Consider the following 13661-nt stretch of genomic DNA (forward strand, 5'->3'; position numbering starts at 1 on the left):
CCACCACGCCCGCTATCGTGGCAAAGGCGCGCTTTCAGCGCAATGGACACGGGTCCTGTGCACTCCGGGGCTTTGGCCCCGGCATTCCATTTTGAAGGTCCGGAAAGGCAGAACCTGATGCATGTCGTCTTCCGCGAAAGCCACGGCCTCGACGAGACCGATACCCCACAGGATCTGGGGCAGACCCCTGCTGATCTTGTCGTCCTGTCGTTCTCCGACAGCGATCTCGGCGCCTTTGAAGCCGGGTGGCATCGTGGAAAAGACCAGCTGCCATCCTTGCGGCTGGCCAATCTGGTTGCGCTGAAACATCCCCTGTCGCTGGATGTTTACGCCGAACAGACGCTGGAGGGGGCCAAGGGCATCCTTGTGCGTTTGATTGGCGGCGAAAGCTATTGGTCCTACGGGCTGGCCACGCTGCAGGATCTGGCCCGCCGCAAAGGTCTGGCCCTGGCCATTCTGCCTGCCGACGGGCGCGAAGATCCGCGTCTGGATGAGCTGTCGACACTGCCGGTCTCCACGTTGCGGCGGCTGCAGCATCTGTGCGATGCCGGTGGGGCCGTGGCCGCGCAGGCAGCGCTGGCGCAGCTGTCGCTGGCAGCCGGGCTTTATGCCGGGCCGGTGATCGGCACCAAGGCCACGCCGCAATATGGCTGGTATGACCCGGACCAAGGCGTTCTGCCCGATCTGCCACAAAGCGACAAGCCACTGGTTCTGGTCAGCTTTTACCGCTCTTACCTGACCTCGGCGGATACTGCGCCGGTCGATGCGCTGATCGCGGAACTGCGGCAACGGGGCTACGCCGCCTATGGGGTCTTTGCCGCAAGTCTCAAAGCACCGGAGGCTGCCGATTGGCTGCGCGAGGTTCTGCCGGGCTGCGCCCCCGCTGCCATCATCAACGCCACCGCCTTTTCCGCCCAGGGAATGGACGGGCGCGCCTCGCCATTGTCCGCCAGCGGCTGCCCGGTGTTTCAGGTGGCCCTGTCGACGGCCCGCAAACGCGACTGGCGCGAGGCGGATCGCGGATTGTCGCCCGCCGATCTGGCCATGCATGTGGTGCTGCCGGAAGTGGACGGGCGCATCTTTGCCGGGTTGGTCAGCTTCAAGGCGCCGGGCAAGAAAGATCCCGACCTGCAATTCTCGCGCTTTGCCCATCGCGCCGACCCCGAACAGATCACTGCCGCCATCGACCGGATCGAAGGCTGGCTGACCCTTGCCCGCCTGCCCAACCGCGACAAACGTCTGGCGCTGGTGCTGTCGACTTATCCCGGGCGCGACCACAATCTGGCCCATGCGGTGGGTCTGGATGCGCTGGCCTCCTGCACAGAGATCCTGGGGGAGTTGGACGCGCAAGGCTATGACGTGGTGGCCCAGCAAGATATCGGTGCGCGGCTGATGCAGGAGACGCTGCAACTACCGCTCGACACCTATCTGGAGGAACTGGCGCAGCTGCCTGCCGAATTGCAGGACCGGCTGGCTGCCGCCTGGGGTCGCCCGCAGAAGGATGCGGATCTGCGGGATGGCGCCTTCCATTTCAAGGCGATCCAGGCTGGCAAGGCGTTGATCGCGCTGCAGCCGGAACGCGGCGAGGTGAAGACCCGCGTAGATGATTATCACGACCTCGATCGCACGCCCCGGCATGCCTATGTGGCGTTCTACCTTTGGCTGCGCCGCCAGAGCGATGCCCTGGTGCATATCGGTGCGCATGGCACTCTGGAATGGTTGCCGGGCAAGGCTGTCGCGCTGTCAGATCATTGCTGGCCTAAAGCGCTGACTGGCTCGCTGCCGGTCACCTATCCTTTCATCGTGAACGACCCCGGCGAGGCGGCACAGGCCAAACGCCGCATTGGTGCCGTCACGCTGGGGCATCTGCCGCCACCGCTCGCCCAGACCACCCTGCCCGAGGGGATGGCCCGGCTCGAAAGCCTGCTGGATGAATATTCCACCGCAGATGGCCTGGACCCGGCGCGCCGCGACCGGCTGATCGACGATATTCGCGCCGAGGCACAGGGCACTGGCGTTGAAGCCGATCTGGGCCTGACCCCGGACAGCTGCGCCGCAGAGGCGATCACCCGGATCGATGCCTTTGTCTGTGACATCAAGGAAAGCCAATACGGCGAGGGGCTGCATATCTTTGGCCAGGGGGACTGTGGCAGTGCCGAACGCGCAGGTCTCGTGGCCGCGCTGAATGGCGAGATCGTCCATCCCGGCCCCTCCGGCTCTCCGTTTCGCGGCCGCAGCGATGTGATGCCCACGGGGCGCAACCTCTTTACCACGGATCCGCGCGCGGTGCCGTCGCGCGCGGCGCAGGCGCAGGGGGTGAAACTCGCCGAAGAGCTGCTGCGCCGCCACCTGCAGGATCACGGCGATTGGCCCAAGGGCCTGGTGATTGACCTCTGGGGCTCTGCCACCATGCGCACCGCAGGCGAAGAGTTCGCCATGGCGCTGCATCTCGCTGGTCTGGCCCCGAAGTGGGACGCGACCTCCGAACGGGTTTCGGGATTTGAAGTGCTGCCGCTGGCAATGCTGAACCGGCCCCGCATCGATGTGACACTGCGGGTGTCAGGGCTGTTTCGCGATGTCTTCCCAGGCCTTGCCCAGATGTTCGAAGCTGCCGCGGCGGCACTGTCGGCACGCGATGAAAGCGTTGCGGACAACCCTTACGTTGCCCAGACCCCGCGGGTGTTTGGCCCCAAACCGGGCCAGTATGGCCTGTCGATGGGCCAGCATCTGGATGATTTCACCGAAGAGGCGCGCCAGGCCGCAGGTGAGGCCTGGATCACCGCCTCCTCCCATGCCATTGACGCCAAAGGCAATATCCATGACGCCCGCGACGCGCTGGAAGCTCGTCTGCAAAACGCAGATAGTTTTGTACACCTGCAGGATCTGCCAGAGACCGATATTCTGGTGGCCTCGGATTATGCCGCTCATGAAGCCGGTTTTGCCGCGGCCATGGCGCGTCTGGGACAGGAAGCGCCCGCGCTCTACCATCTTGATGCCACCCGCCCGGACAAGCCACAGGCCCGCAGCCTCAGCGAAGAGATCGCCCGCGTGACCCGCGCACGCGCCGCCAACCCGGACTGGGCCAGCTCGATGATGAACCATGGGTTCCGTGGCGCCGCCGAGATCGCGGCGACACTGGATCATATGGCGGCGTTTGCCCATCTGGCGCAGGTGGTGCAGCCGCATCTGTTTGACCTCTATTTCGAGGCCACGCTGGGGCGTGAGGATCTGGTCGCCTTCATGGAACAGGAAAACCCCGCCGCGCTGGAAGCGATGCGTGAGCGGTTCCGGGCGCTGTTTGATGCCGGTTTGTGGTCGACCCGACGCAATTCCATCATGGCAGAGCTGGAGGGCGCTGCGTGACCCAGGCGGATCTCTCTCAGACACCAAAGGTCTATGGCTGGTGCCCCGGGGCGCTGCGACCGATGATGTCGGGGGACGGGCTTGTGGTGCGCGTGCGCCCGCCGCTTGGGCGGCTGACACCAGACCAGGCCCGCGGTCTTGCCGATCTGTCGCAGCGCTGTGGTTCTGGCTTGCTGGATGTCTCTGCCCGCGCCAATCTGCAGCTGCGCGGCATTCGTGACACCGCCTATGATGCGCTGATTGACGGGCTGCGGCATCTGGAACTCTTGGATGAGGATGCCGCCGCAGAGGCGCGCCGCAATATCGCCATCACGCCCTTCTGGCAGCCGGGTGATGACAGCCATCGCATCGCAAGCGCTCTGGCCGCAGCGCTGAGCGCGGCGGACGATCTGGTTCTGCCGGGCAAGTTCGGCTTTGTCGTGGATTGTGGCCCGACGCCGGTGCTGCGCGACACCGCGGCCGATATCCGCATCGAACGCTGCGATACCGGGGTTATGCTGCGCGCAGATGGGGCGGATCATGGCCTGGCGCTGACAGCAGAGACCGTGGCACAGGAGGCCATAGCACTGGCACGGTGGTTCCTGGATCAGGGCGGCGCGCCCGAGGGCCGTGGCAGAATGCGCCAGCTGATTGCGCGCCGCGCGCTGCCCGCATCGCATGTGGCCCCCGTCCTCAACGCGCCACGGGCAGCAACACCCCAACCCGGCCCGACAGAGTCAGGCGTTCTGGTTGCGCTTGAATTTGGCCAGATGCCAGCCGCAACGCTGGCCGCATTGGCCGATCACGGTGCGCTGCGGCTGACCCCCTGGCGCATGCTGCTGATCGAAGACGACAGCGACGCAGCGCATCACACCGCCCCAACTCACACTGCCCCAACACTGGCTGCCCCAACTCAGTCTGACCTCGCGCTGGAGGGATTGATCCTGGAGGGCCGCGATCCCCGCCTGCGGGTCACCGCCTGCACCGGCGCGCCCAACTGCCACCAGGCGCGCTCCACCACCCGCAATCTGGCGCGCGATCTGGCCGCTTATGTGCCAGCGGGCCGCCATCTGCATGTCTCCGGCTGCGCCAAGGGCTGCGCCCACCCGCGCGCGACCGACTATGTGCTGACCGCCACAGACCCTGACGTTTTTGACCTGATCCGCAATGGCACTGCCGCGGATCAACCGCTACACACCTCCCTGAGTGCGCGGGCATTGCGCGCCGCTCCCGACTTCCTGACAGAGGGCAACTGACATGCTCCACACCTATGAGACCAACGGCGCTGCCATCTATGCAGAGAGCTTTGCCACCATTCGCCGAGAAGCCGATCTGGAGCGCTTCAACAAGGACGAAGAAAGCGTTGTGGTGCGCATGATCCACGCTGCCGGCATGGTTGGCCTGGAGGAACATGTGCGCTTCTCCGACGGTATGGCCGTGCAGGCCCGCGCAGCGCTGGCCGACGGCGCGCCGATCCTCTGTGATGCCTATATGGTGTCCGAGGGCATCACCCGCCCGCGCCTGCCTGCCAACAACGAGGTGATCTGCACCCTGCGTGACGCACGCGTGCCGGAGATGGCCAAGGAGATGTCCAACACCCGGTCTGCCGCGGCGCTGGAGCTGTGGCGGCCCAAACTGGCGGGATCTGTTGTGGCGATCGGCAACGCCCCCACCGCGTTGTTCCACCTGCTGAACATGCTCAAAGATCCTGAATGTCCGCGTCCGGCTGCCATCATCGGCTGCCCCGTGGGCTTTGTCGGGGCAATGGAATCCAAAGACGCGCTGATGGAGGACCTGCCGGTGCCTTCAATGATCGTGAAGGGCCGTCTGGGCGGTTCTGCCATCACGGTTGCGGCTGTCAACGCACTGGCGAGCTGGAAAGAATAAGCGATGGGAAAAGTCATCTGCGCCGGGCTTGGCCCGGGAGATCCCGATCTGATGAGCGTGCGGTCCCACCGCATGATCACCGGCGCGCGTCACATCGCGTATTTCCGCAAAGCTGGGCGCCAAGGACAAGCCCGTGCCATCGTCGAGGGCATGCTGGCCGATGGGGTGCGCGAACACGCGATGGAATATCCGGTGACCACGGAAATCCACTTCTCGGACCCGGAATACAACCGCGTTCTGGCCGCATTCTATGATCAATGGGCCGACACATTGGCAGAGATCGCCAAACAGGAGGATGTGGTTGTCCTGTGTGAGGGCGACCCGTTCCTTTATGGATCATACATGCATCTCTACACCCGGCTGCAGGGCCGTGCCGAGCAAGAGATCATTCCCGGCATCACCGGCATGTCGGGCTGTTGGACCGCATCGGGCCAGCCGATCACCTGGGGCGACGATGTTCTGACCGTGGCGATGGCGACGCTCAGCGAGGATGAGCTGACCAAACGGGCGACAGAGACAGATGCGCTGGTGGTGATGAAGATTGGCCGCAACCTGCCCAAGCTGCGCCGCGCATTGGAACGCGCGGGCCGCGCCGATGACGCCTGGCTGGTGGAACGCGGCACAATGCCGGGGCAGACGGTTCAGAAACTGTCAGAGGTTGACGGCGAGGTGCCGTATTTCTCCATCGTGCTGGTCCATGGTCAGGGGCGGCGACCATGAGCGACGCGCAGACCAAACACGACGCACAGACTGATAGCCACGCACTGGCCGACAGCAACGCTCTGGCAGACAGCAACGCTGCCGCAGGATGGGTGGTGATTGCCGGGCTTGGGCCCGGTGACGAGGCTATGGTCACTCAACCGGTGCAGGACGCCATCGATCAGGCCACTGATATCGTGGGCTATATCCCCTATGTGAAACGCATCGCACCGCGCGCGGGACTGACCCTGCATGCCACCGACAACCGTGTCGAGGTCGACCGCGCCACCCATGCGCTGGAAATGGCGGCTGAGGGCAAGCGCGTTGTCGTGGTCTCTTCCGGGGATCCCGGCGTGTTTGCCATGGCCTCTGCCGTGTTCGAGGCGCTGGAGCATAGTGCCGAAGCCCACCCGGACTGGCTGGACCTCGACATCCGGGTGCTGCCGGGCATCACCGCGATGCTGGCCGCTGCGGCCGCCATCGGTGCGCCCTTGGGGCATGATTTCGCGGCCATCAACCTGAGCGACAACCTGAAGCCCTGGAGCCTGATCGAAAAGCGCCTGCAGCTGGTTGGCGAGGCCGGGCTGGCGATGGCGTTTTACAACCCGCGCTCCAAATCGCGCCCGCATCAGTTTGCCCGCGCGCTGGACATCCTGCGCGAGGCCTGCGGCGAGGACACGCTGATCACCTTTGCCCGCGACGTGACCAAGCCGGGGCAAGAGCTGCTGACCGTGGCGCTGAAAGACGCAACGCCCGAGATGGCGGATATGCGCACCGTGGTGATTGTCGGCAATCGTGACACCCGCCGCGTCGGGCCGCATGTCTACACCCCGCGCTACGCGGCTGAGGGTTAGGCCCCAGAATGCGACAGCCAGGCCATCACCTCTGCCACGCTGCCCAGGATGTGGCGCTGCGGCAGCTGTGGTCTGTCGATCATCACGACCGGCAGGCCGAGGCTGCGCGCGGCGGTCAGCTTCGCAGCGGCGCCGATGCCCCCTGCGTTCTTGGCCACCACATGGGTGATGTCGTGGCGTTGCATCAGCGCGGTGTCGCCCGCCACATCAAAGGGACCACGCGCTATTTCCACTGTGGTGTGGGGCAATGGCAGCGGCGCGTCCGGTGCGTCCACCAACCGCAGCAAATAGTGATGCTGCGGCTTGGCACCAAACTGGGTGAGGTTCTGTTTGCCGATGGCGAGAAACACCCGCGCCGCCGCATCGGGCAGTGCCGCCACCGCCGCGTCGATGCTGTCCACATGGATCCAGCTGTCAACCTCGCCCGCCTGCCAGGGCGGACGCTCCAGAGCGCAGAGCGCCACGCCCGCCGCAGCACAGGCCTGCATCGCGTTTCGGCTCATTTGCGCGGCGAAGGGATGGGTCGCATCGACGACATGGCTGATGGCTTCAGCCTTCAGATAGGCCGCCAGCCCCTCGGGGCCGCCAAAACCGCCCAGACGAGTGGGCAGTGGCTGGCTGACCGGCTTGGCGGTGCGCCCGGCATAGGAAAACACCGCATCCATCCCCGCATCAGCGAGCGTTCTGGCCAGGGCCGAAGCTTCGGTCGTGCCACCAAGCAGGAGGATGCGGGTCATGTCTGAGGGTCCTTCGAAACATTGGCTGACCATCGTCGGTCTGGGCGAAAATGGACTGGATGGGCTGGCAGATGCAAGCCGGAAGGCCCTGCGCGAGGCGGAGGTGATCTTTGGCGGCCCACGGCATCTGGACCTGGTGGAGGCGGGCAGTAAGGGTGTGGCCTGGCCCGTGCCGTTTTCCACAGCCCCTGTGCTGGCCCGACGGGGGCAAAAGGTGGTGGTTCTGGCCTCGGGCGATCCGTTCTGGCATGGCGCTGGCGGGTCGCTGATGCGTGATCTGGCTGCCGGGGAATGGGTATCCCACCCGGTGCCATCCTGTTTTGCGCTGGCGGCCAATCGGCTGGGCTGGAAGCTGGAAGAGGTCTTGTGTCTTGGTCTACACGCAGCCCCCTACGCGCGGTTGCGGCCCTTGTTGGGCCGTGGCGTGCGGGTGATCTGCACTCTGCGCGATGGTGCGGCCCCGGCAGAGCTGGCGGCCTGGCTGGTGGCACAGGGTCAAGCTGATGCGCAGTTGTGCGTGATGGAACGGTTGGGCGGTCCAAAGGAACAGCTGCACCACTCTACCGCCGAGACCTGGGATCTGCCGTCCAGCGAGGCCCCGGTCCTTATGGCCATCGAAGCCATGCGGCCCGGGCTGCCGCAGGCCTCGGGACTGGCGGATACGCATTTTGCAAGCGACGGGCAGATCACCAAGCGCCCCATTCGGGCCCTGACCCTGTCGGCGCTGGCCCCGCGGGCGGGCGAATTGCTGTGGGACATTGGGGGCGGCTCTGGCTCGGTCTCCGTCGAATGGTGTCTGGCCGCGCCCGGCGCACGCGCCATCACCTTTGAGCCGCGCGACAGCCGGTTGGAGAACATCCGCGCCAATGCTGACGCCTTCGGGCTTGCGCATCGGATGCAGGCGGTTTTGGGCAAGGCGCCTGATGTGCTGGCAGACCAGCCCCTGCCCGATTGCGTGTTCATTGGAGGTGGCGGCTCGCAGGCGCTGCTGGATCATTTGTGGGACATCCTGCCCGAAGGCACGCGGCTGGTGGCCAATGGCGTCACGCTGGAAACAGAAACGCTTCTGATGCAGGCCCACGCGGCGCGCGGCGGACATTTGCTGAAAGCCGAGATCGCCGAGGCCGGACCCTTGGGGTCGATGCGGGACTGGCGCCGGGCGCGGCCCGTCATTCAGTGGAGCGTCACGCGATGAAAGTGGCGGGGCTCGGCTTTCGCGCGGCGGCAACCGTCGCGGATCTGCGCGCCGCTTTGGCGCTGACGGGTCACGAGGTGGAGGCGCTGGCCTCTGTCGCCGAGAAAGCCAATAGCCCTGCCATGCAAGAGCTGGCGCAGGAGATGGGCGTGCCGGTGATCGCCCTTGCCGAGCAGGACATTGCCGGGGAGCGGACACTGTCGTGTTCGCCACGGATCAAGGCGCGGTTTGGCACGGGCTCGCTGGCGGAAGCCGCAGCCCTTGCGGGCCTGCGTCACAGCCAGAAACACAGCCAGAAACACAGCCAGAAACACGGGCAAAGAGGTGGCATCTGTCGCCTGCTTGCGCCAAGAGTTGTCACCGCGGATGGGCTTGCCACCGCGGCCATTGCAGAAAGACTTGAGCCATGACCGTTCACTTCATTGGCGCCGGGCCCGGCGCTGCCGATCTTTTGACCTTGCGCGGCCGCGATATCATCGCCGCCTGCCCTGTCTGCCTTTATGCAGGGTCGCTGGTGCCGGAGGAAATTCTGAGCCACTGCCCCGCAGATGCAAAGATCATCAACACCGCGGCAATGGATCTGGAGGCCATTGTGACCGAAATCAAGGCCGCCCATGACGCAGGCCAGGATGTGGCCCGGCTGCATTCCGGCGATCTGTCGGTCTGGTCCGCGATGGGCGAACAACTGCGCCGGCTGAAAGCCGAAGGCATCCCCGTCAGCGTGACGCCCGGCGTGCCCTCCTTTGCGGCGGCGGCGGCGGCCCTGGGCACCGAGCTGACCCTGCCCGGTCTGGGGCAATCGGTGGTGCTGACCCGCACCCCTGGTCGCGCGTCCAGCATGCCCGAGGGCGAAACGCTGGAGAATTTCGCCAAGACCGGCGCCACCCTGGCGATCCACCTGTCGATCGGCAATCTGGATCATGTGATCGACAGCCTGACGCCACACTACGGGGCTGACTGCCCGGTGGCTGTGGTCTACCGGGCGAGCTGGCCGGATCAGCAGATCCTGCGCGCCACGTTGGAGACGCTGAAAGACCAGCTGGATGAAAAGATTTCCCGCACAGCCCTGATTTTGGTAGGGCCGGTGCTGAAGGGCGAAGGCTTTGACGAAAGCTGCCTTTATGCCACCGATTACGACCGCCGCTACCGACCGCAGAGCGCCGACAGCCCGTGGTCCAGCTGGCGCCACGGCGACGACTGACGGATGAGCGACGGATAACTGAGGGACAAGACCAACCATGACACATACCAACCCTCCCGGATTGATGATTTCGGCGCCGTCCTCGGGCACCGGCAAGACCACCGTGATGCTGGGCCTGTTGCGGGCGCTGGCAGAGGATGGGCTGACCGTCCAGCCCTACAAGAGCGGGCCTGATTATATCGACCCGGCGTTCCACCTGGCCGCTGCAAAACGGCCCAGCTTCAACCTGGACACCTGGGCCATGGACGGCGGTCTCCTGGATGCGGTCACCGCGCAATCTGCGGGCGCGGAAATCTGCGTCGGTGAAGGCTCCATGGGGTTGTTTGACGGCGTGGCCACACGCGGGCAGTCGGGATTTGGATCCTCGGCGGAAACGGCCAAGCGCATGGGCTGGCCAGTGGTACTGGTGGTGGATGTGGGAGGTCAGGCGCAATCGGCGGCGGCCACGGCGCTGGGGTTTCGGGCCTATGATCCCGACCTGCCGTTTGCGGGCGTGATCTTGAACCGGGTTGCAAGCCCGCGGCATGAACGGCTGACGCGTTTGGGCATGGAAAAGGCCGGGATCAAGGTGCTGGGCTCCCTGCCCCGGCGTGGCGATCTGGCGCTGCCGGAGCGGCATCTGGGCCTCATTCAGGCGGTGGAGCACCCCGACCTTGAAGCAGCCATTGCAGGCTATGCAGAGTTTTTGCGCGCCCATGTTGATCTTGAGGCGATCAAGGCCGCAGCGCTGGCAGGCCCGGCACCTGCCCCTGCCAGCCTGCCCACCCCACCGGCGCAGCGTATTGCCCTGGCGCGCGATGCGGCGTTTTCCTTCACCTACCCGCATCTGCTGAGCGGCTGGCGGGCGGCGGGTGCAGAAATCCTGCCGTTTTCTCCGCTCGCAGATGAGGCGCCTGCGGCGGATGCCGATTTGGTCTGGCTGCCCGGCGGCTATCCCGAATTGCATGGGGGCGCGCTCGCAGCCGCGACCAATTTCCGGGCCGGGGTGCGCAAACATGCCGAGACCCGACCCGTGCATGGCGAATGCGGTGGCTATATGGCCCTTGGCGAAGCGCTGATCGACAAAGAAGGCAACCGCCATCAGATGCTGGGGCTGCTGGGGCTGGTGACCTCTTATGAGAAGCGCAAATTCCACCTCGGCTACCGCCGCGCGATCCTGCAGGCGGCGATGCCGGGCTTTGCCGCAGGTCAGGCCCTGCGCGGGCATGAATTCCACTACTCCACCATTCTGGAAGAGCCTGACGCGCCGCTGGCGCAGGTCATGGACGCCGATGGCGGCCCCGTGCCCGAGACCGGATCGATCAAAGGTCATGTCACCGGCACGTTTTTCCACCTGATCACCGGAGAACGGGCATGAGCGGCTTTGTCTCTTTTGTGTCCTCCGGACCGGGTGATCCCGAACTGTTGACGGTCAAGGCGGTCAAACGGCTGGAGGTCGCGGATGCGGTGCTGTTTGACGATCTGTCATCAGGACCGATCCTGAGCCATGCCAGCCCCGAGGCGGATCTGGTTGGCGTTGGCAAACGCGCAGGCCGTCCCTCTCCCAAACAGGACCATGTCAGCAAACTGCTGGTGGAATATGCCCAGAGCGGCCAGCATGTGGTGCGGCTCAAATCTGGTGACTCGGGCGTTTTTGGCCGCCTTGAGGAAGAAATCTGCGCGCTGCGTCAGGCCGGGATCGGGTTTGAAATCATCCCCGGCGTCACCGCAGCTTCGGCCGCCGCGGCGGCGGCCAACATCCCGCTGACCCGGCGGCTGACCGCGCGGCGGCTGCAATTCATCACCGGTCATGATGTTACGGGTGGCCTGCCGGATCAGCTGAACCTTGCGGCGCTGGCCGATCCAAGTGCGACCACCGTGGTTTACATGGGCAAACGCACCTTTGCGGCGCTGGCCGAACAGCTGCTGGAGGCGGGGTTGCCGCCCGAAACCCATGCACTGGTGGCACTAGGCGTGTCGACCCCGGCGCAATCGCTGCATTGCCATACGGTGGGTGAGTTGCCCAGCGTGCTGCGCGCAATGGGAACCACCGCGCCTGTGTTGATCCTATATGGCCCGCTGGCGGATCAGGATCTGCCGCATGGGCAAGCAGAGACCGCGGAGCAGCAATCGCAATGATAGAGCTGTCCCTGATCGGCATTGGCACCGGCAATCCGAAACATCTGACGCTGCAGGCGGCGGAAGCGATCGGCACCCAGGATCTGATCCTCATCCCCAACAAGGGCGCAGGTAAGGATGATCTGGCCGGGCTGCGCCACGCCATCTGTGCACGCGCACTGGAGGGCTGTGCAACGCCGCCCGCGATCGTGGAATTCGACCTGCCAATCCGGGATGAGGCCACGCGGGATTATCGCCAGCGCGTTGATGATTGGCATGACGCGATTGCCGAGATCTGGCGGCAAGCGATTGCCACCAATCTGCCCGAAGGTGGCAAGGTTGGTTTTTTGGTCTGGGGCGATCCCTCGCTCTATGACAGCACTTTGCGGATTGCCGACCGGCTGACACGCTCGCCCGAGGTCACGGATGAAATCGTGGTGAAGGTCCTGCCGGGCATCACCTCGATCCAGGCGCTGACAGCCTCCCATGCGATCCCGGTCAACACCATCAATGGTCCCTTTGTCGTCACCACCGGCCGCCAGCTGCGCGACAACGGTTGGCCCGCGGCTGTCGATACGGTGGTTGTGATGCTGGATGGTCAGTGTTCGTTTCAGACCCTTCCCTCGGAGGGGCTGCAGATCTGGTGGACCGCCTATGCGGGTATGGACAATGAAATCACCGTCAGCGGCCCCGTTGATGAGGTGACGCAAACGATCCTCGACACCCGCGCTGCGGCCCGTGCGGATCATGGCTGGTTGATGGACATCTATCTGCTGCACCGCGCGTGATTGATGGCCCGTGATGGCCATTCACGACCAGTGGCATTCTGTGCTGATCTGCGCCGATGATCTGCGCAGCCGTTACTCCGGCGAACTGGCCCAGAGACCCAAGGCCTAAGCCGCGCCAAGGGCCACACGCCTATGCTGGCTGTTTCTATCAAAATCGTAGTGAATTTGGGCAGGAACAGCGGCCTGAAGGCGCCGAACACGGTGACTGCACAGGTGCCAGTACCGTTCGGGCTGATCGGATGGGGTGGCGGCTAACTGTTTGATTTAGTGGCGGGGAGACAGGGATTCGAACCCTGGGAACGCTCTCACGTTCAACGGTTTTCAAGACCGCCGCATTCGACCACTCTGCCACCTCCCCGGTCGGCTGTGGTTTATGCGCTGGCCGCGGCGCTGGCAAGAGGGAAAACGCGGTGCGGATGCGGACCAGGCTATGGTCTGGTAGCGGACACGATCCTGCCGATTGGCATCATATCGGCCCCTATTCCCGCGCCACATGCCCACCAGCAATCTCCGCGCCCATGCCTACACCCCGTAAAAGCCGCCTTGCTGCTGCAGAGGACCGGCGCGCAGGCCTTCGTGGTGCCATCTGCATCACTGACAGGGCCGTGATCAAAGCGGATGCCGAAAACTTGCCGAGCGCTCTGACCTAGGGTTTTCATGACTGGACAGCCTAGCTATGCTGTCGTCAGCGAATGTGCCGAGTCAACCGGCCGTGGTTGCCTGTGTCGCTAACAAGCGATATGTCCGGTGTAGGTAACATGCGATCTGTCCGGTTTTATCATGTCTCCGAAAGGAGGCGTTATGAAGCGGACAGAAGTGTTACAGGAAGTTCGACTTATGAAGTTCGAAGACGTGTATTCG

Annotated in this window: 12 protein-coding genes and 1 tRNA gene; 11 read left to right on the forward strand and 2 right to left on the reverse strand. The window is 64.7% G+C overall.

Features of this window, described 5'->3' with window-relative positions:
* The first annotated feature begins 117 nt into the window (after positions 1-117).
* From cobN to cobJ, 5 genes are read left to right on the forward strand one after another with little or no spacing between them, the layout of a single operon-like run.
* Positions 118-3363, forward strand: coding sequence for a cobaltochelatase subunit CobN (gene cobN / locus Q0C28_RS14870; protein ID WP_293576930.1), 3246 nt, complete (start codon positions 118-120; stop codon positions 3361-3363).
* The gene (gene cobG, locus Q0C28_RS14875) at positions 3360-4598 is read left to right on the forward strand and encodes a precorrin-3B synthase (RefSeq protein WP_293576932.1); all 1239 of its coding nucleotides are present in this window, start codon (positions 3360-3362) and stop codon (positions 4596-4598) included. The genes cobN and cobG overlap by 4 nt, the downstream gene beginning before the upstream one ends.
* 1 nt (position 4599) lies before the next feature.
* The gene (locus Q0C28_RS14880) at positions 4600-5229 is read left to right on the forward strand and encodes a precorrin-8X methylmutase (protein WP_293576933.1); all 630 of its coding nucleotides are present in this window, start codon (positions 4600-4602) and stop codon (positions 5227-5229) included.
* A gap of 3 nt (positions 5230-5232) precedes the next feature.
* Positions 5233-5949, forward strand: a complete 717-nt coding sequence (locus Q0C28_RS14885; RefSeq protein ID WP_293576934.1) for a precorrin-2 C(20)-methyltransferase — start codon at positions 5233-5235, stop codon at positions 5947-5949.
* A complete protein-coding gene (gene cobJ, locus Q0C28_RS14890; protein WP_293576936.1) occupies positions 5946-6782 on the forward strand; it encodes a precorrin-3B C(17)-methyltransferase in 837 nt (278 codons plus the stop codon). Before Q0C28_RS14885 ends, cobJ begins: the two co-directional genes overlap by 4 nt.
* On the opposite strand, the gene Q0C28_RS14895 is transcribed toward cobJ, so the two are convergent.
* Complete coding sequence (locus tag Q0C28_RS14895; protein ID WP_293576938.1) at positions 6779-7519, reverse strand: cobalt-precorrin-6A reductase; 741 nt, start codon at positions 7517-7519, stop codon at positions 6779-6781. The two genes, cobJ and Q0C28_RS14895, sit on opposite strands and share 4 nt — an antisense overlap.
* Here Q0C28_RS14895 and cbiE point away from each other — a divergent pair.
* From cbiE to cobF, 6 genes are read left to right on the forward strand one after another with little or no spacing between them, the layout of a single operon-like run.
* Positions 7518-8714 (forward strand): precorrin-6y C5,15-methyltransferase (decarboxylating) subunit CbiE, encoded by a 1197-nt coding sequence (cbiE, locus tag Q0C28_RS14900; protein WP_293576940.1) that lies wholly within the window; start codon positions 7518-7520, stop codon positions 8712-8714. The genes Q0C28_RS14895 and cbiE overlap by 2 nt on opposite strands.
* Positions 8711-9124 (forward strand): cobalamin biosynthesis protein, encoded by a 414-nt coding sequence (locus Q0C28_RS14905; protein WP_293576942.1) that lies wholly within the window; start codon positions 8711-8713, stop codon positions 9122-9124. Before cbiE ends, Q0C28_RS14905 begins: the two co-directional genes overlap by 4 nt.
* Positions 9121-9915: a precorrin-4 C(11)-methyltransferase gene (gene cobM / locus Q0C28_RS14910; RefSeq protein ID WP_293576944.1), complete on the forward strand. Its 795-nt coding sequence runs from the start codon at positions 9121-9123 to the stop codon at positions 9913-9915. The genes Q0C28_RS14905 and cobM overlap by 4 nt, the downstream gene beginning before the upstream one ends.
* 37 nt (positions 9916-9952) lie before the next feature.
* The gene (locus Q0C28_RS14915; protein WP_293576946.1) at positions 9953-11272 is read left to right on the forward strand and encodes a cobyrinate a,c-diamide synthase; all 1320 of its coding nucleotides are present in this window, start codon (positions 9953-9955) and stop codon (positions 11270-11272) included.
* Entirely contained in the window at positions 11269-12033 is a 765-nt protein-coding gene (gene cobA, locus Q0C28_RS14920; protein ID WP_293576948.1) for a uroporphyrinogen-III C-methyltransferase, read from the forward strand. Before Q0C28_RS14915 ends, cobA begins: the two co-directional genes overlap by 4 nt.
* Positions 12030-12800, forward strand: coding sequence for a precorrin-6A synthase (deacetylating) (gene cobF, locus Q0C28_RS14925; RefSeq protein WP_293576950.1), 771 nt, complete (start codon positions 12030-12032; stop codon positions 12798-12800). Before cobA ends, cobF begins: the two co-directional genes overlap by 4 nt.
* Before the next feature lie 268 nt (positions 12801-13068).
* Here the strand turns inward: cobF and Q0C28_RS14930 are convergent.
* Positions 13069-13158 (reverse strand) — tRNA-Ser (locus tag Q0C28_RS14930).
* Between the last annotated feature and the right edge of the window lie 503 nt (positions 13159-13661).

This window comes from Phaeobacter sp. (genome assembly GCF_022825805.1).
Classification (GTDB): Bacteria; Pseudomonadota; Alphaproteobacteria; order Rhodobacterales; family Rhodobacteraceae; genus Phaeobacter.